General features: G+C 41.2%; 21 protein-coding genes and 2 pseudogenes. 11 read left to right on the top strand and 12 right to left on the bottom strand.

Going from position 1 to position 23,067, the window contains the following annotated elements; genetic code table 11:
• Positions 1–763 precede the first annotated feature (763 nt).
• From ndhL to NSTCB13_RS21515, 5 genes and pseudogenes are all read left to right on the top strand, one after another.
• Positions 764–977: pseudogene (ndhL, locus tag NSTCB13_RS21495) on the top strand (NAD(P)H-quinone oxidoreductase subunit L).
• A gap of 24 nt (positions 978–1,001) precedes the next feature.
• On the top strand, positions 1,002–1,313 hold the full coding sequence (locus NSTCB13_RS21500; RefSeq protein ID WP_322695024.1) for a DUF3007 family protein: 312 nt from the start codon (positions 1,002–1,004) through the stop codon (positions 1,311–1,313).
• Positions 1,314–1,593: 280 nt separating this feature from the next.
• Positions 1,594–2,421, top strand: a complete 828-nt coding sequence (trpA, locus tag NSTCB13_RS21505; protein WP_448273754.1) for a tryptophan synthase subunit alpha — start codon at positions 1,594–1,596, stop codon at positions 2,419–2,421.
• Between the two features lie 236 nt (positions 2,422–2,657).
• Positions 2,658–3,323: a heterocyst differentiation related protein gene (locus NSTCB13_RS21510; RefSeq protein ID WP_445630844.1), complete on the top strand. Its 666-nt coding sequence runs from the start codon at positions 2,658–2,660 to the stop codon at positions 3,321–3,323.
• Between the two features lie 114 nt (positions 3,324–3,437).
• A complete protein-coding gene (locus tag NSTCB13_RS21515; RefSeq protein WP_445630843.1) occupies positions 3,438–4,979 on the top strand; it encodes a tetratricopeptide repeat protein in 1,542 nt (513 codons plus the stop codon).
• A gap of 98 nt (positions 4,980–5,077) precedes the next feature.
• On the opposite strand, the gene NSTCB13_RS21520 is transcribed toward NSTCB13_RS21515, so the two are convergent.
• Positions 5,078–7,006 (bottom strand): protein kinase domain-containing protein, encoded by a 1,929-nt coding sequence (locus NSTCB13_RS21520; protein WP_448273755.1) that lies wholly within the window; start codon positions 7,004–7,006, stop codon positions 5,078–5,080.
• Between the two features lie 163 nt (positions 7,007–7,169).
• On the opposite strand from NSTCB13_RS21520, the gene NSTCB13_RS21525 reads away from it, so the two are divergent.
• Complete coding sequence (locus tag NSTCB13_RS21525; protein ID WP_448273756.1) at positions 7,170–7,658, top strand: hypothetical protein; 489 nt, start codon at positions 7,170–7,172, stop codon at positions 7,656–7,658.
• A 109-nt stretch (positions 7,659–7,767) separates the two neighbouring features.
• Here NSTCB13_RS21525 and NSTCB13_RS21530 read toward each other — a convergent pair whose 3' ends face one another.
• Positions 7,768–9,948, bottom strand: a complete 2,181-nt coding sequence (locus tag NSTCB13_RS21530; protein WP_448273757.1) for a dynamin family protein — start codon at positions 9,946–9,948, stop codon at positions 7,768–7,770.
• 656 nt (positions 9,949–10,604) lie between these two features.
• Here NSTCB13_RS21530 and NSTCB13_RS21535 point away from each other — a divergent pair.
• Both NSTCB13_RS21535 and NSTCB13_RS21540 read left to right on the top strand, forming a co-directional pair.
• A complete protein-coding gene (locus tag NSTCB13_RS21535; protein ID WP_445630839.1) occupies positions 10,605–10,892 on the top strand; it encodes a type II toxin-antitoxin system Phd/YefM family antitoxin in 288 nt (95 codons plus the stop codon).
• Between the two features lie 9 nt (positions 10,893–10,901).
• Positions 10,902–11,231, top strand: coding sequence for a Txe/YoeB family addiction module toxin (locus NSTCB13_RS21540; RefSeq protein WP_445630838.1), 330 nt, complete (start codon positions 10,902–10,904; stop codon positions 11,229–11,231).
• 67 nt (positions 11,232–11,298) lie between these two features.
• Here the strand turns inward: NSTCB13_RS21540 and NSTCB13_RS21545 are convergent, their stop codons facing one another.
• Together NSTCB13_RS21545 and NSTCB13_RS21550 are read right to left on the bottom strand one after the other, a co-directional pair.
• The gene (locus NSTCB13_RS21545) at positions 11,299–11,520 is read right to left on the bottom strand and encodes a type II toxin-antitoxin system HicA family toxin (RefSeq protein ID WP_448273758.1); all 222 of its coding nucleotides are present in this window, start codon (positions 11,518–11,520) and stop codon (positions 11,299–11,301) included.
• Positions 11,510–11,716, bottom strand: coding sequence for a type II toxin-antitoxin system HicB family antitoxin (locus NSTCB13_RS21550; RefSeq protein WP_292771677.1), 207 nt, complete (start codon positions 11,714–11,716; stop codon positions 11,510–11,512). The genes NSTCB13_RS21545 and NSTCB13_RS21550 overlap by 11 nt, the downstream gene beginning before the upstream one ends.
• Before the next feature lie 135 nt (positions 11,717–11,851).
• Between NSTCB13_RS21550 and ygfZ the strand changes: the two genes are divergently transcribed.
• A complete protein-coding gene (ygfZ, locus tag NSTCB13_RS21555) occupies positions 11,852–12,847 on the top strand; it encodes a CAF17-like 4Fe-4S cluster assembly/insertion protein YgfZ (protein ID WP_448273759.1) in 996 nt (331 codons plus the stop codon).
• A 5-nt stretch (positions 12,848–12,852) separates the two neighbouring features.
• Here ygfZ and NSTCB13_RS21560 read toward each other — a convergent pair whose 3' ends face one another.
• The 4 genes from NSTCB13_RS21560 to NSTCB13_RS21575 all read right to left on the bottom strand — a co-directional run bounded on the left by NSTCB13_RS21560 (position 12,853) and on the right by NSTCB13_RS21575 (position 16,531).
• Positions 12,853–13,776, bottom strand: a complete 924-nt coding sequence (locus NSTCB13_RS21560) for a DUF5331 domain-containing protein (RefSeq protein ID WP_448273760.1) — start codon at positions 13,774–13,776, stop codon at positions 12,853–12,855.
• Positions 13,777–13,928: 152 nt separating this feature from the next.
• Entirely contained in the window at positions 13,929–14,252 is a 324-nt protein-coding gene (locus NSTCB13_RS21565) for a (2Fe-2S) ferredoxin domain-containing protein (RefSeq protein ID WP_445632066.1), read from the bottom strand.
• 208 nt (positions 14,253–14,460) lie between these two features.
• Positions 14,461–15,435, bottom strand: coding sequence for a cysteine synthase A (locus NSTCB13_RS21570; protein WP_445632065.1), 975 nt, complete (start codon positions 15,433–15,435; stop codon positions 14,461–14,463).
• A 145-nt stretch (positions 15,436–15,580) separates the two neighbouring features.
• The gene (locus NSTCB13_RS21575; RefSeq protein ID WP_448273761.1) at positions 15,581–16,531 is read right to left on the bottom strand and encodes a hypothetical protein; all 951 of its coding nucleotides are present in this window, start codon (positions 16,529–16,531) and stop codon (positions 15,581–15,583) included.
• A gap of 297 nt (positions 16,532–16,828) precedes the next feature.
• Between NSTCB13_RS21575 and mnmA the strand changes: the two genes are divergently transcribed.
• Together mnmA and NSTCB13_RS21585 are read left to right on the top strand one after the other, a co-directional pair.
• Positions 16,829–17,884, top strand: a complete 1,056-nt coding sequence (gene mnmA, locus NSTCB13_RS21580; protein ID WP_448273762.1) for a tRNA 2-thiouridine(34) synthase MnmA — start codon at positions 16,829–16,831, stop codon at positions 17,882–17,884.
• 381 nt (positions 17,885–18,265) lie between these two features.
• Positions 18,266–19,008, top strand: a pseudogene (locus NSTCB13_RS21585) (dienelactone hydrolase family protein).
• A 26-nt stretch (positions 19,009–19,034) separates the two neighbouring features.
• Here the strand turns inward: NSTCB13_RS21585 and NSTCB13_RS21590 are convergent.
• The 4 genes from NSTCB13_RS21590 to NSTCB13_RS21605 are packed head-to-tail and all read right to left on the bottom strand — an operon-like array spanning position 19,035 to position 22,888.
• Positions 19,035–19,991 carry an N-acetylglucosamine kinase gene (locus tag NSTCB13_RS21590; protein WP_445630830.1) on the bottom strand — a complete coding sequence of 319 codons (957 nt, stop codon included), beginning with the start codon at positions 19,989–19,991 and terminating at the stop codon, positions 19,035–19,037.
• Between the two features lie 14 nt (positions 19,992–20,005).
• The gene (locus tag NSTCB13_RS21595) at positions 20,006–21,277 is read right to left on the bottom strand and encodes an AmpG family muropeptide MFS transporter (RefSeq protein WP_445630829.1); all 1,272 of its coding nucleotides are present in this window, start codon (positions 21,275–21,277) and stop codon (positions 20,006–20,008) included.
• Between the two features lie 29 nt (positions 21,278–21,306).
• Positions 21,307–22,569 (bottom strand): glutathionylspermidine synthase family protein, encoded by a 1,263-nt coding sequence (locus tag NSTCB13_RS21600; RefSeq protein ID WP_445630828.1) that lies wholly within the window; start codon positions 22,567–22,569, stop codon positions 21,307–21,309.
• Positions 22,570–22,576: 7 nt separating this feature from the next.
• Positions 22,577–22,888 (bottom strand): hypothetical protein, encoded by a 312-nt coding sequence (locus tag NSTCB13_RS21605; RefSeq protein WP_445630827.1) that lies wholly within the window; start codon positions 22,886–22,888, stop codon positions 22,577–22,579.
• Positions 22,889–23,067 lie beyond the last annotated feature (179 nt).

Raw genomic sequence — 23,067 nt, forward strand, 5'->3', positions numbered from 1 at the left:
TTTTTAGTGGGGGTGGAGGGACTTGAACCCACACGACCTTTTACGGTCAACGGATTTTCATTCTCCCGCAGTTTTCACTGCTACCTGATAACAATAGCCTGCTCAGATTTTGAGAATTGGACTCTCCCTTTACCCTCGACTTAACGTTAGGGTAGCTCCCGTCGGGTCTCTGCACCTTCCCTCAATTTTGGATTTTAGATTTTGAATTTTGGATTGAAGATTAATCGGAAATCTAAAATCCCAAATCTAAAATTTTTGGGCTTGGCTCAGGATTGCCATGTCTGTCACCAGATTTAGGTTTCCCTGAGTTTGAGAGCTTCCACTTGAGGGATTTCTCCTTCAAGGCTCAATTATTTAAGTCCGTAGCGTCTACCATTCCGCCACACCCCCAAAGGTGTTTGGCAACTAGTGTAACTAGTTATTTTTTAGAGGTAGCAAATACCTCCTTATCTATTCCACCATCAATTGTGTCTTTTGTCCAACTAGATTGAAAATATTTTTTCCAGATTGGGCGATCGCTTCAGAGAGGTTTTCGATTTTGTCTGACTAGAGCATTTTTTTGCTAGTGGATTCACCATAATAGCATGATATTAGCTTTTGTAATGAAATCCGTTGAATCGTCCCAGTAAAAGTACTCCAGCCCGCCAAAGCTGCGGTTTCGAGGAATTTTGGCGCAGTTATGTTGAAAGCATTATGACTAAACTTCTCTCTTGTCTGTCTCTTCAGCCTATGATGGAAAACAGATGCTTAAGACTTGAAAGTTATGATTGTCGCCCTGCTATATCTGATTTTGGCTGGAGCTTACCTTCTAGTAATCCCCGTTGCTGTTTTGCTGTATCTGAAGCAGCGTTGGTATGTGGGTGGCTCCATTGAGCGTGTCTTTATGTACTTTTTGGTGTTTTTCTTCTTTCCGGGGTCTATTGGTTCTATCGCCGTTTGCAAATTTTCGACCCCAACGGCGACAAATTCAAGTTTAACGAGATTGGTAGGTCATAACTCTCATGCGACGGATTGACGCGATTGGAATTGGCTTAGGTGTTTTTATTGCCGGCGGTTTGGCATACTTAGGATTACAGCTAGTTGGTTTGGATAATCAAAAAGCTGGTATATGGAGCCAAGTCTTGCTAGTCAGTGCCTTAGTTGGCTGGTTAGCCACCTATTTTTTCCGTGCGGTGGGACAAAAAATGACCTACCACCAACAGCGGGAACAGTATGAGCAAGACTTTCTGCAAAAGCGGCTAGACGAGCTTACTCCCGAAGAACTAGCACGAATTCAAGCCGAAATAGAACAAGAAAAGCAATCTCAGGTGTAAAGTTATCATTGGTCAGTTGTGATTTGTCCTTTGTCATTAGTCATTTGTCCTTTACTAATGACCAATGACCAATGACCAATGACCAATGACCAATAGACTTCTTGGCATTTGTTGGGAAAAGGAGAAAGTGGGGTTCCAAGAAGGGGATAAGGGGCGAGGGGAAGGGGAAAAAGGTTCTGCATAAGTCCCTTTTCCCTTTAACCTTTACCCTTTTCCCCAAGAGTGCAAAAAGCACAAATGCCAAGAGGTCTAATGACCAATGACCAATGACCAATGACCAATGACTGCGATTTCTGATTGCTTTAAAACTCTTGAGCACAATCGTGAATGCGCTCTGATTCCGTTTGTGACTGCTGGCGATCCAGATTTAGAAACAACAGCAAAAGCCTTGGAGGTTCTAGATCGTAGTGGAGCCGACATTATAGAAGTGGGTATACCCTATTCCGATCCTCTGGCTGATGGGCCAGTCATTCAAGCTGCTGCTACTCGCGCCTTACAAAGGGGTACGAAATTGGAGCAGGTGCTAGAAATGCTGCAAGGGATTACTCCCAAATTGCGATCGCCGATTGTTCTGTTGCTCTATTACAACTCAATTTTGCACCGGGGAATTGAAAAATTTCTTGAGCAAATTGCTGCTGCTGGGGTAGCAGGATTAATAATACCTGATTTGCCCTTGGAGGAAGCAGCAGGATTGTTGCAAGCAGCGAGTGAGATGGGAATTGACGTAATCTTGTTGGTAGCTCCCACCAGTTCTGCCCAACGGATCGAAGCGATCGCTCGTTCTTCCCAAGGATTTATTTATTTAGTCAGCGTCACTGGAGTAACAGGGGTGCGATCGCAACTGGAAAACCGCGTGTCCGATTTACTCAAACAAATTCGTAGTGTTACTGATAAACCGATCGCAGTCGGCTTTGGCATATCTGAAGCTGAACAAGCCCGTCAGGTAAGGGAATGGGGTGCAGATGGTGCGATCGTGGGTAGCGCTGTTGTCAAACGGTTAGCCCAAGGCACACCAGAGCAGGGACTTTCGGCGATCGCCGAATTTTGCCAAAGTCTCAAAGCAGCCATCAAACCGACCAACACCAGCACAAATACTCCTCTTGATTAGACCCAGAAAGTAGATTAAAAAAGTATAACAGTGTAGTTTTTCTCTCCTTATTTGATAGACAATTTGACCATTATGGTCTTGAATATTAACATCAGATATGATGATGTAAAAAAACTAGCTGATAGAGTTGCTTATAGTTTGAGTATTATGTGAAATTAACTAGGCATAATTTATGAGTGTGAGAGTGAGTCGGTCACAAATGATTATAGTTACGTCGCAATCGAGGAGCAAAGGCGATGAGTGAGAGTATGGCGTTTATCGGTGGGGTTGCCGTAGCTGGGCTGGCGGCTCTCGTATTGCTCAAAGGAACAAATACCCCTCTACAACCTAACTTTGCTGTTACTCCACAAATCCCAGGTGTAGTCGCGCCTCAAGGAATGCAACCACAAATGTATCCTTACGGGCCTTATGGGCAACCAATGTATCCCAATCAGGTTCAACCACCGACTGGTACTAATAATGACCAGCGCTTAGAGATGGAGAAGCTGAACACGCAGATGCAACTGGAGCGTTTAAAAAACGACAATGAACAGCTAAAGTTGCAAAATCAACAACTCCAAGGCCAAGTTCAAAATTTCAATACTCAGCAGCAGTGGCAATTAGCCCAGCAAAATAACCAACAAAAATCAGCAGCAACATTCCAGCCGCAAAATAATTGGTGGTCTTCACCTGTGCTTTGGGCTGTGGGAGGGGCAACTCTCACTATTGGTGGTGGTGTTGTTGTCGCTGGAGTATTGGCTTTGTTCTCACCACGGCAGCGTCCAGCCCGTACTGTACAAGTGATTCACCCTTACCAAGGAAATACGCCACCCTTGGTTCCAGTCCGTCGTGCTGAGTTTCTGCCTGCTTCGCGGATGGAAGCAAGACGAGTTGAAGCCCCAGAATACGACGAAATGCAGTAACAATAAAAAATATCGCACAAAGCATCTAGGTAAGAGATATACAGGGTAACACTGTTAAAATACTGCCTAGATGCTTTTTTTGTACATGAGTGATTAATCAAGCTCAAAAAGCGGATGAAACTCAAAAAACTGGCGATGTCTTCTCTGCGAAACGCTACGCGTAGCTTGCTTTTCCGTAGGAGTACGACCACCTGCGCTCATGCAGTATTATTAATCATATTTAGTGTAGCTTGTCAACCTGTGGATAAGGTTGCCATTTACGAGAAAAATAATGGTAAGCAACCACTCCAAGCAGAACTTTTAGCTAAAATTGCTGTCGGATATGCAAAATTAGGACAACAGGATAAAGCCTCAAGGTTATTAGCCCCAGCTATTCAAACTATCAAAATAAATGAGTCTATCAAAACAAGTGAGTCTTTTTACATTAGACTCAAATTATTGGAGCAATTGGGAATTATTTATGTAGAAATGGGACAATACGACAAAGCACTTCAAGTAGCAAAATCTCTTCAAGTATACGAGCCAAAATACAGTGATATTGGGTTGAAACATATTACTACTTGCCTAATACAAGTGGGGCAATACGAAAAAGCCCTTCAAGTTGCCAAATTAATATCAATAAATGTGACAAAGGGGTTTTTAAATGGAAAAGATTACATTATTTCTCAATCTATAGTAATGTCTGAAGTTGCACTTAAGTATGCACAAACTGGGCAAAAGGCTCAAGCAGAACAGATATTAGTACAAGCACTTCAAAAAGCTAAAACCAGTGATGAGATGGTTGAAATTGCACTCAAATATGCACAAGTTGGACAAAAAGCAAAGGCATTGCAACTGCTAGCGCAAGCCCCACAAAATGCACAATATCCAGATAATAACGCTGAAGTGGCCAAAGTGGCTAAAGTGGCTGTTAAGTATGCACAAGTAGGACAACAGGCTAAGGGAGAACAGCTGTTAGCCCAAGCCCTTCAAAGTATTAAAAAGGAAAAATATGATAGCATAAAAAATTTTTATTTAGCTGATATTGCTGTTGATTATGCAGAACTGGGGCAATGCAACCAATCTATTGTGATTGCCAAATCAATAAAGGATTACCCTGATTATGAAGCATTTAAAGACGCTTATATCACTCATGATGGTTTAATTCTTGGTGATTCTTCAGATGTGTTTGCTGAAATTGCTATGACGTGTGCAGTAGTAGAGCAATATGAGCAAGCCCTGCAAGCGATCGAGGAAACAAAGTACTCTAACAATAAAAGGGAAGCATTGAGTGTACTTGCTGTTGAGTACGCAAAAAAGAGTCAATACGAGCAGGCTTTTCAACTACTTAAAGAGGATGCTGAGTCTGACTATAAAAAAGCCTTGCTTTCGTCAGAGTCTGACTCTATCAAAGAGTTGCTTTTTTATGATTCTGAATATGTCAAAGTCTCAGCTTTGCCCAAAATTGTTGAGCAAGCTACTCAAGTAGAACCATCTGTTAAAGCAGAGCAGGTATTATCCCAAGCACTTGAAGTTGCTCAAACTACTAAAAGCCGTGATAAGAAAGTTAAGGTGATAACTGCGATCGCTATTGGGTACGCACAATTAAAACAAAAAGATAAAAGCGAACAATTGTTAGCACAAGCACTTCAAATTGCAGAAAATATACATCAATAAAAAATAAATTAGTTCAACATCAATAGGTAAAGGTAATAAGATTATCTATTACTTATTACCAATATATGCTGAAACATTATAATTAACAAACTTTGATTTCACAAACCGCCTTTAGGAGTTTCTGTAGCATTAGGACTCTCTTTAGTGGCAGGTTGCTTAGTATCGGGAAGTTGCTGTTGGGTATTTTTTTGATTACCTTGATTTTCTAGCTGAGTTAGTGCCTGTTTTGCCAAATTTTCGGCTGCTTGTTTAAATAATGGTTCGATTCTATTTCGCCAGTATTTAGTATTAGGCAACTTTTCTGGATGGTTTCTATAATCTAAAACTTTATCCCATTTACCATCATCTATTGCTTTATTAATCTCGTTAGATAATGCCTCCGCCTTTGCCCAATCTGACTGCCACTGGGCAATCATTTTGCTCGTCTCTTGGATACCAGAAGCAGCATTTGCGGGAACCGATCTTAAAAGTGCGATCGCTCCAATTATATCCCCTGAATCATACTTATTTTTTGCTTGTTCTACAATATTGGCACTGTTATCATTAGGCTGCGATCGTTGTGATTTCTCAGCATCGTCAGTTGACCCCTTCGGCTTTTCTGGTAATGGAGTTACCACATCCTTAGATTTTGGTTTTGGCTGGGGAATAGTTCGAGTCGCAATCAAGCTACTATCATCTACAATCTTAGTTGCAATGCCCTTTTCGCGTAGGCAAGAACCCCATTCCTGATTATTAGTTATCACATCCGAGTGTGCCCAAGCCAAACGACCAGATTTAAGCTTAACTTCTATCCAACCTCGTTTTGTCCGCTTGCCAGTCACCTCGAAATTGGTGTTATTAGCAATAGTTTGCACAATATTATTAGAATTTATCGAACTAGGTTCAGAACGGATATTAGAATTTCCGACAACAACAGCCGAGCATTTGTTTGCTAAAGCCGTATCCTTACCTGTAAGATTTAAAGCAAAATTTTTCACATTTGGATATACATTTGCTACCAAGGCAGCCGCACCACCCGCCAGTAATATGCCAATTAATATCGGCCAGGGGTCGGATTTACTAGAGTCTTTACGCTCAGGTTTGGCAGGGATAGGATTTGCTGGTGCAACTGCAATAGTTTGCAGCCGAGATACTTGGGGCTGAAATTTGGTTGCTTGGTAACTGGAATTGTTGGCGGCTTCTTCAGGTGTGGAAAGTGCAGGTACTGGATTAATCGCGTCTTTACACGCTTGCAGTGCTTCCGTAGCGTTTTGATAGCGGTCTTTGAAGTGATAATGCACCATCTTGGACAATACTGCCGCCAATCGATGGTTCACGGTTACTGAATGCTGCCAGATAACTTCCCCCGTTTCCGGGTCTTCTTGCAATTCTGTTGGCTGTAATCCTGTTAATGCTTGAATGGCGATGATGCCAAGGGAATAGATATCGCTGTTGGGACGGGGTTTACCTTGGCCTTGTTCTGTAGGCATATAGCCAGGAGTACCGATAACTACTGTGGCAGATGCTTGTCCGCCCACTGTTACCAGTTGTGTACGCAGTTGTTTCACTGCTCCAAAATCAACTAAAACTAACTTATTATCTGAGGCACGGCGAATGATATTATCCGGTTTGATGTCGCGGTGAATCACGCCTTGGCGATGGACAAATTCCAGAATTTCTAGAACTTCTTGCAACAGTTGAATTACTTGGTTTTCACTCCAGCGCTTACCAGGTATAAGTTCCTCAGCTAGGGTATGTCCTTCAATATATTCTTGTACTAGATAGAATTCTTGGTTTTCGTCAAAGTACGCCAGCAACCTCGGTATTTGGTCATGGTTGCCCAGTTTTTCTAAAGTTTCAGCTTCACTGCTGAACAAGCGTTTAGCAGTATCAAAAACTCTGGGGTCAGTTCCGGGTTTGAGATGCTTGACAACGCAGATAGGATTGCCTGGTCGCCTAGTATCTTGGGCAATGTATGTTTGACCAAATCCTCCCATCGCGAGGACTCTAATTACTTGGTAACGATGGTCTAGTAGCTTGCCGATCATATTCCCTCCCCAGAGTTATTACCTAATTTTCCAGCTGGTAATAAATATCTCCAAATTTTCTTCATTGAAATCCGCTATCTTGAGAAAAGATTTAGATTAAAAACGCAGCTTTTTAATAAACGCAGACTATTTATTTTTCTTTTAGTGCCCCTGTTTATTACCAATGCCACCTAAAATAACCAATCCAGTTGCATGGCAGCAGGCTGAAATCCTCATGCAACCTGCTTTCATTCGCGTTATCGACAATATCCGCAAGCAGCTTGATGAATCTTCCTGGACGGGAACTTACCATGATGTCCTGATTTGGCCGCCTAGCACCACTGATGAAATCAAAGCATTGGTGAGTGAGCTATTGCAAGCAATCGAAACTGCAACGCCCCAAGAAGCAGATGAAATCAGAGGAACTCTGGCTCGTCTGCCGATGCCCCATCCAGGATATCATCTACGTTTACAGCGTCAACAGCAAGAAGCGAGTATCGATTTGTGGGAACTGTGTTATCAGGTGTGTTTTCTTGAATACAGCCCAGAGTTGGAAGTTGCTGATATTGATACTAGTTTAATCGATGAATTCGGTGAAGTGGATTGGCTGCGTTTAGATGCTAAGTCAAAGGAGTTAGTTGAGCAGGCGTTTGCTAAATTGCCAGAAGATTAACAAATAAAATACCCTCAGAATGGAATTCTGGGGCTATACAAACGAAACCCAGCTGCGTGGGTAGGTTAATGAGCTTTTTAAGCCTGTCTTAGCCGCCTATCTAATCAGTTTATACTGGCTTCCAATTATCTAAAGATGCTTGAATAGGAGCCAATTCGCTCAAATATTCATTAAGTTTTACTTTCTGAGTTTCAACAGTCACAAGAATTTGCTCCTTTTCGGCCTCTCTAGTTTCGCGTTCTCTCAACACGCTGTCAAACTGTTCTTGAAACTTGTTCATGTAGTCATTAATTTGCTGTTCTGCATCTCTGAAGTCTTTCGATACCTGTTTATCAATAACTCGCTCTAGTAGGTGTTGGTTTCTCGAAACTTGCTCATCTATCTTTTGCTGAATTAACCTTGCTGTTTCTTTTAAGTCAATGTCGTAAACGTTTCCTTGAATTGGAATATCAACATAATAATCTGGTTGACAGTAAGTCCCGCTTATCTTTTTTGATTTATTTCCAATAATGACATCTTGTTGATGTTGAATTACTGCGTCAATACCTTTAAATTTAAATTTTGGAAATTGAATTTTATTAATATTAAACTCAATTTCTAAAGTTTGTCCAAGATAATCAGATAAATCATTTGATATTATTTGAATATCATTTTGGATTATTTGCACTAATTCTTCTCGGAATTTTGTTCCGTCTCTAACCAATCTATCTTGCGTTTCTAACCATAAGTTCTGAATATGCGGAGCGCAAAATTGATTAATCGTTAATTTAATCGTTTCAGCATCTTTTTTAGACTTAACTCTAATTTTGTATGGGTCGGCAATTTTTGTTTGATCTATCTCTACAAAGGAATCTTTGCTATCCAAATATTCTGGAAAAGATTTTGTAAGAGAGTTTAATAAGGATTCTCCTACTTTAACACCTACTCTAAATATTTTACTTAAACCTCTTAAACCAGGAAAAAATTCAAGTATACCTTCAGTAAAATCCTCTATAATTCCTCCCAAATTATCTGTATTAGATTCTTGTATTTCCATCTTTTGAGGGTTATTTTGAATTTTTGTTGTTTGAGATTTAGCAGACCTAGAGTGAGCAATCTGATCAATTTCATCTTGTATGTTAGTTTTAGCACCCTCAGCAAATATATTAATTCCTTTGCTAAAGCCCTTCATTAACTTCTGTTTTTGTTGTTCTACAGAGTTCTTGACATCTTCAACCTTTCTTTTAGCCGAAATAGCACGTTTTCTGTACTCTTCTACTTTTTGTTTAAGGCTTTCAATCTCCATCTCCCAACCGATGAACCGTGTGTTCAGAGTATCTTCAATGGACTTACCTGCCTTAATAAGACTTGCCAAAACATCACTTAGAAGATTCCACCCAGAGTTTTGGACTACAGTTTGAATTACTGATTCTTCAATAGTCGGAATAAAACTATCTTTTAAAGCCTGTGGTGCAATTTTCTTTGGAGCAGGGGTTACAGAGTCGCCTTCTTCATTCTCTATCGCATATTTAGCACTAAAGAATCTTTTGAAATTCTTTAAATGGCTATCACTGGCTATACCTTGTTGGATTAATTTAGCTAAAAGTCCTTGCCATGCACTTGTAGGATATATTATGGGATCTGGAATGCCAAATCCTATCAAAGCCTGCTTCAAATCTGCTATTACATCATTAATGGCTCGATCTCCTTCTGCTTTTCGATCAACTTTGTTGAGAATGAAGTAGATTTTCCCTGTGTTATTTGCAAGAAATTCTCCACGCTGCGCTATCAAGTCTTGAAGCAACTCTGAATTAGTATTGTCTTTGAAGGATGAGTAATCTAAAACAAACAAAATAGCATCAGATGTTCGCAGCGCTTCCAAAGCTGTTTGCTTGAGTGTAACTGTGCTAAAGCCTGCGGATTCCCACTCGTTGGGGCCTGGAGTGTCAACTAAGGTAAAACCAGTTAGTGATGACAGTTTGCTGATCGCTTCTATGGGATGCTCTAGTTCAAAGCGTATGGTATTGTCATGATTAGCTGTAGCTCGAAGCTTGTGAGTGCGATCTAGAAATTTTTGCCGAATCACACTAGAGTCACCCTCGGCAATAACAACAGGTTTCTTTTGCCCCTGTCGATACTCCAACAGTCTTGGTGTAGCACTAGCGTCAATTGGTCGGATATCAGTACGGCAGACTGTACAGGCTTCTGATTCACTTGCCAGAACATCAGCGCCAATCACGGCATTCAAAAAGGTACTTTTACCAGCTTTCATGGCTGCAATCACAGCTACTTGATACTTTTGCTCTTTCAATGCGTGTAGAGCTTTGTTGATCTCATCCTCGACACTCTGCAAACCTTTGGTATCGTCTCCTTCACTGAGGCGACCCTTGGCGAATTTCCTGAAGGTACTGTAAAAGGCGTGTGCCAGTGTTGTATATGCTGTCGTGTGCTGCTTGAAACTGTTCAGAGGACATAATTAATTATGTGAGGGAAAGTTTAGCTTAAGCACGTACAGCTTAAATTACTAATGAAAATACTTGCCTCAGTGATTGCACTGTCATATTAAAGGCGATCGCACCCCATCCTAATCAATCAATCATCACACTACTCGCATTGAAAGAAAGCTATATGAACAAGCCTGAAGAAGAACTAGAATTACATTTAAGATCCCGTACTACAGTAACAGTATCAATTAAAGATACCAACAGATGCATTGCGATCGCTCAAAAAAGTTGCAGATCATTGAGATATGACACTTGATGCATTACTCAAATTTTATATTGGGCAGAGTTTGCGGCAAGATTTAGCCAAGTTATGATCTGAGTAGGTACTGGAATAAACCGCTGAAGTTTTAGCAAGACACATTGAATCGAAAGAGGAAATTTTAACCATCATTCAAGAAATTCAATGAAGCAACTCTTTAGTTAACAGCCAGCAAAAATTAACAGATAAATTGAAGAACAAAAAATGTCTAATAAAACAAACTACACCGAAGCTTGCAATAATTTTGAAAAAATTTACGAAGAGGCAATTAGCACTCGTGAACCTGTAGTTGTTAATCGTGAAGGTGCAGAAAGCGTATCTGTCATACCTACTGCGGAACTTAACAGCATCATAGAGACAGCATATTTGTTCCAATCACCTGAGAATGCAGTACGTCTTTTAGATGCTTTACAACGTGTTAAAGCTAAGACTAATATGCCCCAAACTATAGACGAGTTGCGTAAGGAGTTCTCGCTCTACGAAGAAGAGTAAATAAATTCAATGTCGGATAACTTACAACCAGATGCACTTCCCCAATCTGAAGTTTCTCAAGAAGATAATTTAGAACGCAACCTCGTTTTTGACCGGAGATTTCTGGAAGACCTTACCTACTGGGTAGAGACAAATAGAAAAACTGCACTCCGCGTCTTATCTTTAGTTGAAGAAATTAGGCGGAATCCCTTTGAAGGTACAGGTAATCCTGAAAGATTGAGATACTCTGATGCAAATGTATGGTCGCGCCGAATTACTCAAACTGACCGGATTGTTTACGTAGTAAGTGATAACCGAATCGAGTTTATTCAGGCACGATACCATTATAGCGATCGCTAATTTCATAATTAAATAATGTAATTTTGAAAAAGAGCGATAACTTCGCCCTTTTCACCCCTACGTGCCCTTACAAAACCTCAAACTCTTCTACACTTATCCCAGCTTGTCGTAAAATACTGCCCAGCGTACCGATAGTAATTTCTCGATGACGAGGCACGATCGCAGTACGGATTCCTTCTTCGGTAAATTTGATAAACTTTACGTGACTACCCTTTTGGCTAACTTCCTCAAAACCTGCTGCCTCTAATCTACGCTTAACCTCACGATAAGGTAATGGTTTAAGCGGCACCTATTTCTACCTGAAGTGTTTTAATTTGAGGAATAATAGTAGCTACTGGTGGTTCAAAATGCAGTGACAAAGCTTCCTCAAGATTAGCCAATGTTTCAGTTTCAGTCTGACCCTGGCTGGCAATATCAATCTCCAAGCACTGTGCCACAAACCAGTTACCTTCCTGCCATACACTTGCAGTAAAAGTTCGTTTCATAAGTTTTTATTGTTTGGCACTTTCTGTTGATTTGATTATACGCTAGAAAAAACAGGAGGTGCATTGAAGCCGCAAACGCTTATTTGCTAAGATTTCCAGTGCGACAACATTCAAACAGGGCAACTTCTGATCGCTATGCCAACATCTACACTTGACGATAAAGACGCAGCAGCTATCCAAGCCGCCAGAGTTGGGGTTGCAATCTGCGATCGCACCGCTTGGGGACGGATTAAAGTAGCTGGCGACGATCGCCTCAATTTCTTACACAACCAAAGTACTAACAATTTCCAAATACTCAAGCCAGGACAAGGTTGTGATACAGTTTTTGTTACTTCCACAGCCAGAACAATTGATTTAGTAACCGCCTACGTTAGAGAAGATGCGGTAATCTTGCTGGTTTCACCTAACCGCCGCCAGTTTTTGATGGAATGGCTGGATAAATATATTTTCTATGCAGATAAGGTGGAATTATCTGATATTACCCAATATACCAACACCTTCAGCCTGATTGGCCCAGGAAGCGACGCTGTTTTAGAAAAGTTGGGTATTGGCGAACTCATCGGCCAACCTTACGGTAGTCACCAAGTATACACCATCGCTCCGGCTGAGGGCGTGCGAATTGCTGTAGGTAGCGGGTTAGCTGCGCCAGGATACACCTTCACTTTCCCCTATACTGACAAAGAAACAGTGTGGAACAAATTATTAGAAGCAGGAGCGGTAGAGATGAGCGATCGCGCTTGGGATGCCTTGCGAATTTTACAAGGCCGCCCCGCCCCAGATGCGGAACTCACAGATGATTACAATCCTCTAGAAGTGGGTTTGTGGCAAACAATTTCTTTTACTAAAGGTTGCTATATTGGGCAAGAAACTATTGCTCGGTTAAATACATATAAAGGTGTAAAACAACACCTTTTAGGTATCCGTCTCAATGCCCCTGTGGAAGTTGGAAGTGCGATCGCAGTTGCAGATGAAAAGGTTGGCAAACTTACTAGTTACACCCAAACCGCTGATGGTTACTTTGGACTAGGTTACATTCGCACCAAAGCTGGTGGTGTAGGTTTAAAAGTCAAAGTGGGAGAAACTGAGGGTGAAGTCATAGAAATCCCGTTTGTTTCTCACGAATATCCGTAAGTAATTCAAATCAAGATATCTTTCTCTTTCTCCCTAGCACCGTAACAAAATTCATCTACCCAAGAAGCTATACTACGGGCATTTGTAGTTGGTATTATTTTGCTCTTATCCTCTTGTGGTTGAATATTCGGTTGTTTGCCGTTACTTTTAACCTCAGTAGTAATTGCTAGCGATCGCACTGCTTTGCCATTACTATTAATCTCAGTGGTAATTGCCAATGATGCGCCCACAGGGATTCGGACAGGTGGTGCGTTGCTTTTAACCTCAGTAGCTAATGCCACAGATGGCATAGTTTTGGCTTTGTTGTTAACCTCACTAGTCATTGTCGCCGATCCTCGTGAAGGTAACTGACCAGAGTGCCAGCGTACTGGTTGATATTCCCTTGGCAAATCGGAGGATGGCGTTTTTGCCGGAGTGTCTGGAGCAATTTTAGTTGCAGCTACTACCAACTCCGGTTTGCGTATGCGAGCTACTTCAGTAGTAGCTGTAATCGATGGCACAAGTTCATCTGTGCGTGACAAGTTGGAATCTAGAGTATTGGCAAGAGAATGAGAGGCAATCTTGCTGGCAGTTGCAACCGATGACAGATGTTTATCCTCAAAATACTTTTCATCTGGCAACTCGCTTTCAACTTGGCTTATAACTGAATGTTCTGATTTTATTAAACATAACTCTTGATCGGGATTGAAGTTAAGACCTAAAGCAGCGACTATTTTATCTGGATCGTTATTCAACTCCACCATAAAAGAAAGTATTTCATCAAACTGGGGTTCCAAAACAGACAGTGTTGCCAAAATAAAACCGGACAAAGGACGGCGCAGACCATCGTAAGTGGCCCAAATTCGCATTTTAACCAGCCAGGAAATATTTTGCTTGTAGTAAAAAAGCCACTTTTGTTTTAAGGATTGACGCAGCTGCTGGATATTCATTGGATGCCTCACTTCAGTCAACAAGATTGCAGACTTTGATATTGAAAATTTATAGCAGGAGGCAGGAGGCAGAGGGCAGGAGGTAAAACTATTGCTAACTCTAGCATTCACTCTTTCCAAATGTCCTAACCTGTGTGACTACGGCTATAGCTTTATTTCTGGGGATGAAACCGATAATAGAGCATCTGTTTGACTCTTTCACCACCTAGCAAATGATTTTCTATCAGTAGAGATACTTCATCAGGGTGAACGCCGCTATACCAGACCATATCGGGTAATATCAGCACCATTGGGCCATTGCCACATTGTCCTAAACAGCTGCTAGCAGTTACAGTTACACCAGGGATTGGCAAAGCTGTAAAAGCTGCTAAAACCTTGGCTGCACCTTGCTTTTTACAAGTACGATTTTGACAAACCCGCACACATTTAGGAGAATCTCGATCTATTATTGGCAAGTCTGATGGTTGAGTTGTCATTTGTTCTTTGTCATTTGTCATTTGTCACTTGTACTGAGCGAAGCCGTTGGCGCAGCCTCTCGTAGAGAAGTATTTGTCCTTTGTCAAAAGTCGAAAGTTAATGACCAATAAACTCTTGGAGAGGTTGCGCCCTAAGCGTAGCTATGCAGCAAGCTTTACGACTACGCTAAGTACAAGTGACTAATGACCAATGACTAATGACTAATAACTAATCTATTGAAAGTCCCTTTGAGGCTAGCCATTCAGGGTTGAATATCCGCGACTGATACCGAGAACCACTATCACACAAGATGGTGACAATGGTATGTCCTGGCCCCAATTGCTTCGCTAAGGCAACAGCTGCTCCAACATTAATACCCGTTGAGCCGCCCATTAACAATCCATCTTTCCTCAGCAGTTGGTAAACTACTCGCAAAGCTTCTTGGTCATCGATTTGGATGGCATCATCAGCAGGTGCGCCTTCCATATTGGCTGTGACCCTACCGTTACCGATGCCTTCAGTGATGGAATTTCCTTCTATCTTGATTTCGCCAGTTTTGACATAGCTATAAAGTCCACTACCCAGCGGATCGGCTACAACACATTTAATTGCTGGATTTTTTTCTTTTAAATACAATGCTACACCAGCATAAGTACCACCAGTACCAGTTGCAGTTGTCCATGCATCTATTTTACCATCTGTCTGCGTCCAAATTTCCGGCCCTGTGGTTTCGTAGTGGGCGAGGCGGTTGGCTAAATTATCAAACTGATTTGCCCAAATGGCATTTTCCAACTCAGCAGCTACTCTGCCCGATAGCTTAACGTAGTTGTTGGGGTCTTTGTAAGGTACGGCGGGGACGGGACGAACTTCTGCTCCTAATGCTGTCAGCGCGTCTATCTTTTCTTGTGACTGGGTATCAGGAATAATAATTAGGCATTTGTAGCCTTTGGCGTTGCAAATATGTGCTAGTCCAATGCCAGTATTACCAGCGGTCCCTTCTACAACAGTACCACCAGGTTTAAGTAAACCTTTCTTTTCTGCATCTTCGATGATGTAAAGTGCGGCGCGGTCTTTGACGGAACCCCCAGGATTGAGAAATTCTGCTTTCGCAAGGATTTCACACCCTGTTTCTTCGCTAAAACTGTTTAAACGAATTAAAGGGGTATTGCCAACAGCGCCAAGGAAGCCATTCTTTATATCCATTTTGACTGTACTTGTGTGAGTATCTATAAAAATTTTGGCTTATAGCTGTAGCATGATTTACAACTGATTTGCCTAAAATTCTATGATACTTACATTGGAGGGCTTGCCGTTGGTGTACTTACCTCACTCCTAACTCCCCACTAATTCACTTTCCGTAGTAAACTCTGGCATTACCGTATCCGATTCTTCGCATATACCTGTTCCATTCCTCAGCTTGAAATCGATTTTGAAAAGGCCCTACTGCTACGTGTGGACCCCGTGGTTGCGTCCTTTCGAGGACTCCGCCAGATCGTCCTAATTCTTGCGTAAATACGCCTAAATTCTGCCTAACTTGTGCTGCGATCGCTCTTAACTGTTCGGAAGTGGTGGGAATGGCGACATAATATCTAGAGACTCGCCTATTAGCATTTACATTATTGCGATCGTCTCTATAGTTATAGTTGCCATTATCTGCATTTATTTCCTGTCCGTTACCAAAGCTAATAATTCGGGCGTTATATATGCCTCGTGACTGTAACTCATTTACCCGTTGTTGGGCGTTGCCGACTCTGTTAAAAACTCCTGACTGAATTACAGTTCGGCCTTGGAACTGGCGAATGTAAGCACTAGGTTCTATCTGACGTATTGCTTGTAATGTCTGAAAATCACTACCATCAACATAAACTAAATAGCGCTCAAAGTTCTGGTTATATTGACTAAACTGTGGGGGTTGAGAGGGCTGAAAATTTTGCTCAAATTGATTGTTCGGTAATGGTTGGGAAGGCTGAAAATTTTGCTCAAATTGAGTGTCTTGTACTGTTTGGGTAGGTTGAAAGTTAACTTCCGATTGATTGAAATCCTGTGCTTGACTTGGTTGTAACTGCGGTGATGGCTGTTGACCAAAGGGAATTGGCGGTGGCGGTAAAATCTCACCAGTTTCTTGAGCCAATAGCACGTTGCTGTTGGAGATTTGTGCTTGTGCTGGGGTAGAGTCGGGAATCAGTACTAACCATCCTCCCACTAACAAAAACAGAAGTCTAATAGTGGGCTTCCAACCCTCAAAACCTCGGCGCAACATCTGAAATGGGATAAATTTACTTGATATTCCTCTCGACATAATAATTAGAAAGTAGTCAAAGTATTTTTAGGTAATTTCCATCAAGAACTAATTAGTTCACCGTTGTAGCAACTATATAGCGTTAACGTAAAGTTACCTCATCTGCGTGGCAAAAAATACATCTGTAATTAATCTTAGATGAAAGCTGTTTACAGACACGCTTGCTTCCGTTATGGATGGAAGAGTCAAATCCTCTTCCCTTCTGCCTCCTGCCTTTAAAACTGAAGCGCTTTAGTAGCAAGGCAATGAAAGAGTGTATGCTACAATTGGACAACCACGCAGCTTGTCGTGCTTTGTATGAAAAAAGTCGTCGTTGGTCTTTCTGGTGGCGTTGACAGTTCCACCGCCGCAGCTATCCTGCACCATCAGGGCTATGAAGTGATTGGTTTGACTCTTTGGCTAATGAAAGGCAAAGGTCAATGTTGCTCTGAAGGTATGATCGACGCGGCTGAACTCTGCGAACAACTCGGCGTTCCCCATCAGATTGTCGATATTCGGGATGTCTTTCAGACGCATATTGTCGATTACCTGGTGACTGGTTACAGTGCTGGGATTACACCTTTGCCTTGCTCCCAGTGCAATAAAACGGTGAAGTTTGGGCCAATGGTGCAGTATGCTCGTGCAGAATTGGGGTGCGATCGCATTGCCACCGGTCATTATGCCCGAATTAGCTATGAGGAAGCAACTGGACGTTACCAGTTATTAAGGGCTATTGACCGCAATAAAGATCAGTCATACTTCCTCTATGATTTGTCTCAAGATTTACTTGCAGCAACGATATTTCCTCTGGGCGAACTGGAAAAAACTGATACGCGCCGGATTGCAACTGAATACGGATTGAAAACTGCTGATAAACCAGAAAGTCAAGACTTATGCTTAGTGGAAAGTAACGGTTCAATGCGGGCATTTTTGGATAAATATTTAGCTCCCAAAACAGGCGATATTGTCGATGTGACAGGCAAAGTTTTGGGACAGCATGATGGTGTCCATCACTACACCATTGGTCAGCGCAAAGGTTTAGGGATTGCTGCTGCCGAACCGTTATATGTGATTGAATTAGATGCAGCAAATAATAAAGTAGTAGTAGGCGATCGCACTAAGGTAACTCAGCCAGAATGCACTATAAATCGGGTAAATTGGGTTTCCATTGCCGAACCATCCACCCCAATTCATGCCGAAGTGCAAATTCGTTATCGTTCAACGGCTACACCAGTGACAGTAATTCCGTTGGAAAACTCCCGTGTGCGTTTGGTGTTTGATGAACCCCAAATCAGCATCACCCCCGGACAAGCGGCGGTGTGGTATGACGGCGAGAAAGTGTTAGGTGGCGGAATTATTGAACAGTTTAGTTAAGAATCACCCCTTTGTAGAGACGCCGATTTATCGCGTCTCTTCCCTTAACCTAACCATCATCGCGTCTCTTCCCTTAACCGAACCATCATCGCGTCTCTCCCCTTAACTAAACCGTCTTGGATGATACACCCTTTTCATCAACAAAACCATAATTTTCGTAATAATCGCCTTTTATAGAATTGCCAAAGGCTCAACCTGACTTCTCACCGTATTTGGAAAATCTCTCTCCTAAAAGGCTAGGGTGTACATACAGGGTATTAAAGCGATCGCAACAAACTTTCACTGGAAAAAGAACGCCAAATTGTGGGTTGAAAGTAACCGGATGCTGCCGCGCTACAGTGTAGAAGCTAATGACAGCAAGCGTAACACGGAGACAAAAAAGTGCAAATCACTAAACGCAACGTTGAGTTAAGAGTAGATGGCAGCTTAATGCGTGTTTATGTAGCGGCTCCCAAAGCAGCAGGAAAATACCCTGGTATTGTCTTCTATAGTGATATTTATCAGTTAGGTGATGCAATGATTCGTCTAGCTAACTACTTAGCAGGATACGGCTATGTAGTAGCAGCACCAGAAATTTTTCACCGAATTGAGCCAGTTGGTTTAGTAATTGAGCCAGACGATCTGGGGGACGGATGCGCGGAAATGACGATGCTCGTCGAACCGCCGTAGCTGATTATGATGCCGATTGCCTTGCTGTGATTGAATTTCTAAAAACAGAGAGTGCGGTTTCTCCAAATCAAATAGGCACTCTCGGCTTTTGTATTGGTGGACATTTAGCATTCCGCGCAGCATTTCAAAGCGAAATTCGGGCTTGTGTCTGCTGTTACCCTACTGGCATTCCCAGTGGCAAACTGGGTAAAGAGGTAGCCGATACAATCCAGAGGGTAAATGAAATTCAAGGCGAGATGCTAATAGTATTTGGTACTCTTGATCCTCATATACCAGAGAGCGATCGCCAAACCATAATAAAAGCAATTGAGAATGCTAACATACCTCACCAAGTTTTCTTGTATGAAGCAGAACATACATTCATGCGCGACGACGGTTATCGTTATGATTCTAGTGCTACCACCGCAGCTTGGTCTGAAATAATAACTTTCTTAGGGCGCATATTTGCAGATTGAAACCTCTTATTATTGCTTTCTTCGCGTCAATTTTGAGTAGTCTGCAACGCTAATAATCCAGCACCATAAGCAGGTTCATACCTCGGAAAAATCACCTTTACATTAGGAAATTTTTTAACAAGAGATGTTGTAAATCTTTCATGTATCTTGCATCTACCGCGCCAGACACTTCCCGTTGTGACTACTTCTAAAACTGAGTCAGTACTAAAAATTGCATCCATTACTGTAGATGTGGATTTTACTAACTCTTTTACAGCATCATCAATTATCATATTCGCTACTATATCACCTGACGCTGCTGCAAAATCTACAACTGGTGCTAAAGCAGCTATCTGTTTAACTCCCCATTCTCGGCGATATACTACTTCTATTAAATCTTCTATACTTTCCAAATCAAGATGCTGTTTGAAACCCTCTATCAAACTGGTTGAAATCCCTCGTCCATCATAAGATTTTAATGCTGCATTCATGCCTGCGATCGCAATTTTATAAGCGCTACCTTCATCTCCTAAAATATACCCCCAGCCGCCGACTCGCTTAGTATGTCCTTCATGATTTCGTCCGAAAACTATCGAACCAGTACCGGCTGCAACCACAATTCCTACAGGTTGACCAATTCCACCAACTAAAGCAATCAAAGCATCGTTACAAATTACAATATTGGCTGGCTGTAATGCCCAAGTAATAGGCAATTTATTATTCTGTAACTCTTTGACTAAACCTTTCACTACTTCGATATCTGCTACACGGCCTACACCAGCTAAACCCAAACATATCGCGTCAATATTCACGGAATTTGTAATTATTGCTGCCTGAACCGCATTGTGAATTGCTGTTTGAATAGATTGTAAAGTTGCTTCGATACCTATACTCTGATAATTAGATGGCCCTGCTTCACCACGACCTAGCACTAGATGCAAATCATCCATTAAGACACAAACAGTCTTACTACCGCCGCCATCTATTCCTAAAACATAACTCATGGATTGCAATAATCTTAATTATTTTGATGCTTCGGTTCTTCTTTTAAAGGAATAAAAAACAGAGCAATCATCCCAGGAATAGTCAGCAAACAGACCAAGACAAAAAATAATGGATAGCCAAGTACTTCCTGTAAATAACCACTAACTAAGCCTGGTAACATCATTCCTAAAGCCATAATGCCAGTAGATATAGCAAAATGAGAAGTTTTATATTCGCCTTGGCAAATATACATTAAATAAACACTAAAAGCTGTAAATCCAAAACCATAGCCAAATTGCTCCAAAGAAACCAAGGGATACACTAATGTTAGTGAAGGCTTAGTGTAAGCCATATATACATAAAAAATATCAGGTAAATTCAATGCTAAAGCCATAGGGAATAAACATTTTTTTAATCCATATTTAGAAATTAGCAACCCTCCTAAAATTCCTCCACATATTAGGGATATTACCCCAAATGTCCCGTAGACTAGCCCAACATCTGATGTTGATAACCCTAAGCCTCCTATTTCCGGTTTGTCCAATAAAAATAAAGAGGCTATCTTCACAAGCATTGCTTCGCCAAGTCTGTAAAGCAAGATAAATGCTAAAATATTTATAATTTTATCTTGAGCAAAATATGAGCTAATGATTGACCAAAAAGGTATATTTTCCCTAGCTTCTATTTGTCGTTGGTTATCTGATTCAGGTAAAGGTAAAATTAGGCGATGGAAAATAAACAGGATTGCTAAAATTAAAGCGGAGAAACCAATAGTTATAGTCCAGCTTAAAGGAATATTATTCAGATAAACTTCAAGCTGACCTGCTAAGACTACTAATATTCCAGAGCCAAAAATGACAGCCATTCGATAAAATAGTGAGCGAATGCCAACAAATAAGGCTTGTTGTTCTGGAGATAAAGCCAATAGATAAAAGCCATCGGTAGCAATGTCATAAGTTGCAGAAATAAATGCTCCTATTGTTAATGTTGCAAGGGAGATGAAAAAGAAATTTGGTAGTTGCAAGGAGAAGGCTATTAAACCCAAACAAGCGAACATAGCAAATTGGGTATATAGTATCCATTGACGTTTGGTAGAATAAATATCGACAATTGGGCCCCAAAACATTTTGATGACCCAAGGTAGATAGAGAAAACTTGTCCACAAGGTAATTTGAGTATTATCTATTCCGAGCTTTTTATAAAAGATTACGGAAACTGTGTTGATGATGATGTAAGGTATGCCAGAGGTAAAGTAGAGGGTGGGTATATATGTCCACGGAGAAGGGGTGGTGGTTTGAGGTTTCATGTTTGCCTCTAATTATCGTGTTATTAAAATTAGCATCCAATAGGACACCAATAGGATAAGTTATCTGTAATTTCCCCTTCAGAAAGGCGGATTCCTACACCTCCAGATATAAATTTATCATTACCATTGTTATATAGCCAAGCTCCCCAAACCTGAGTCATTGACTTGCCATCAATTTCTAATTTAGGAAATTCTAATAACTCTTGATAGACATAATTCTGTTGTGTATACCAAGGGTCATTGTTACTACTACGCACAGAGATATTTCCTGAATTAACTGCAAATCCTCCTTCGCCTTCTCTTCCTAAAATAGGTTTGGCAAAGTATGAATTACCTATTGCTGTTGCACTCAGTGATGTTTTAGGAAAATATTCCCAGACTGTTCCAGCATCTTTGCCAGAAAAAAAGTCATATCCTAAATCTGTAATTAGAGCAAATATACTTTTTGGTTGCAGTGCAAAGGCAGAACCAAAGTTGACAATCACAATTTTATTCTCAAAAATTAATTGCTCTAGAGCCGGCCATAATCTTTCACCTTTTTCATCAGTATCATGGATTAGCCATTCCACTGGATACCACATAAAGAGTATATCTATTGGTTTTTTTGTTCTCTGGTCAAATAGATACTCACCATCTTTGATGCCAAGATATTCTAAGGGTAAAATGGTACTTTTGGACTCCAAGTACTTGCTTAACCATCGCATAGTACCTAAATCTTCGGCATTATTCAAAGCTGTAAATGCTACGCAACAGTCTGTAACTGGTTTACCCAAATTTAATGCGGCTCTATTTACATGCTGATTAAGTGTTATTTTTAAGATTTTTTGAGCATCTAAATCTGGTTCTTGCAATCCAAAATGTCTAGCAACTTTATTATTGCCATCCGTACACTCAAACCAAAAACTAGGAGTTTGGGGATTAGTTTCTACTACTTTCTTTATCCCCGTTTCTGGATTCCAGCACCAGTCAAGACGCATACAAAATGGTGCGAGGAAGTCATATTTAACTAACTTGATGGTAGCTTCCGGAAATCCATAGTAAAGTAGTGTATCCTCATCAAGAGTGCGAATAATTTCCCACGCTTGGGTTAAAACACTACCGACTAATTCCGACGCTTGCTGGATTTCTTGGATCGTCTGCGGTAAAACTTGATGGCAATAATAAAGAGCGTAAGGTGTTTCTTGGTCAGTTAGAGGTATACCTGTTCCTTCTTCAATAGGAGCAAAGTTGTACCAACCCATTTTCATCGACTGAAATAGACGCTTTCGTTGAGGACTGTTGAAAATATTCATAACTCTTTTATCCACCCGCATGACCACCGCGACCAAAACTACCAAAACCACTACGACCCTTGGCAGAACCTCTGGAAGTCCCGGCCTCCGATGAATCACCAAAACCGGAGCTTCTAATGCTACTTCCACCAGAGTAACCACTCGATCTGCCGCTACCATTAGATGAGGGTGAACAGTTATTGGGTTGTTGTTTAGCGTTCGGCGACGTTGTGGAGCTGCAATCTGACTGTCTTGCTTCTGGGGTTGTCGCACAAGAAGCAAGTAGCGATACAGTCATAACGAACACTATGAGTTGAAATAAACCTGGTTTCAATTTCATAAGTCTTTCTGGATGAATACACAGATATCAGCTACGGAATTTATGCAAGATAACTACAAGGGTCAAAAATAGATTTCCCATTTCCAGATAGATTTTTTAAGGGTATATCCACGATTTCGAGAATTGCTAAACAAACCCTCTCCAACCCTGTGGCAAAATTTATTAGAGTCCTTCCATAG

Source organism: Nostoc sp. DSM 114160 (genome assembly GCF_053470305.1).

Coding starts and splice junctions, on each gene's coding strand:
- NSTCB13_RS21500 (WP_322695024.1), top strand. CDS start 1,002: ATGCGACGGATTGACGCGATTGGAATTGGCTTAGGTGTTTTTATTGCC.
- trpA (WP_448273754.1), top strand. CDS start 1,594: ATGACTGCGATTTCTGATTGCTTTAAAACTCTTGAGCACAATCGTGAA.
- NSTCB13_RS21510 (WP_445630844.1), top strand. CDS start 2,658: ATGAGTGAGAGTATGGCGTTTATCGGTGGGGTTGCCGTAGCTGGGCTG.
- NSTCB13_RS21515 (WP_445630843.1), top strand. CDS start 3,438: ATGAAACTCAAAAAACTGGCGATGTCTTCTCTGCGAAACGCTACGCGT.
- NSTCB13_RS21520 (WP_448273755.1), bottom strand. CDS start 7,006: ATGATCGGCAAGCTACTAGACCATCGTTACCAAGTAATTAGAGTCCTC.
- NSTCB13_RS21525 (WP_448273756.1), top strand. CDS start 7,170: ATGCCACCTAAAATAACCAATCCAGTTGCATGGCAGCAGGCTGAAATC.
- NSTCB13_RS21535 (WP_445630839.1), top strand. CDS start 10,605: ATGTCTAATAAAACAAACTACACCGAAGCTTGCAATAATTTTGAAAAA.
- NSTCB13_RS21540 (WP_445630838.1), top strand. CDS start 10,902: ATGTCGGATAACTTACAACCAGATGCACTTCCCCAATCTGAAGTTTCT.
- NSTCB13_RS21550 (WP_292771677.1), bottom strand. CDS start 11,716: ATGAAACGAACTTTTACTGCAAGTGTATGGCAGGAAGGTAACTGGTTT.
- ygfZ (WP_448273759.1), top strand. CDS start 11,852: ATGCCAACATCTACACTTGACGATAAAGACGCAGCAGCTATCCAAGCC.
- NSTCB13_RS21560 (WP_448273760.1), bottom strand. CDS start 13,776: ATGAATATCCAGCAGCTGCGTCAATCCTTAAAACAAAAGTGGCTTTTT.
- NSTCB13_RS21565 (WP_445632066.1), bottom strand. CDS start 14,252: ATGACAACTCAACCATCAGACTTGCCAATAATAGATCGAGATTCTCCT.
- NSTCB13_RS21570 (WP_445632065.1), bottom strand. CDS start 15,435: ATGGATATAAAGAATGGCTTCCTTGGCGCTGTTGGCAATACCCCTTTA.
- NSTCB13_RS21575 (WP_448273761.1), bottom strand. CDS start 16,531: ATGTCGAGAGGAATATCAAGTAAATTTATCCCATTTCAGATGTTGCGC.
- mnmA (WP_448273762.1), top strand. CDS start 16,829: ATGAAAAAAGTCGTCGTTGGTCTTTCTGGTGGCGTTGACAGTTCCACC.
- NSTCB13_RS21590 (WP_445630830.1), bottom strand. CDS start 19,991: ATGAGTTATGTTTTAGGAATAGATGGCGGCGGTAGTAAGACTGTTTGT.
- NSTCB13_RS21595 (WP_445630829.1), bottom strand. CDS start 21,277: ATGAAACCTCAAACCACCACCCCTTCTCCGTGGACATATATACCCACC.
- NSTCB13_RS21600 (WP_445630828.1), bottom strand. CDS start 22,569: ATGAATATTTTCAACAGTCCTCAACGAAAGCGTCTATTTCAGTCGATG.
- NSTCB13_RS21605 (WP_445630827.1), bottom strand. CDS start 22,888: ATGAAATTGAAACCAGGTTTATTTCAACTCATAGTGTTCGTTATGACT.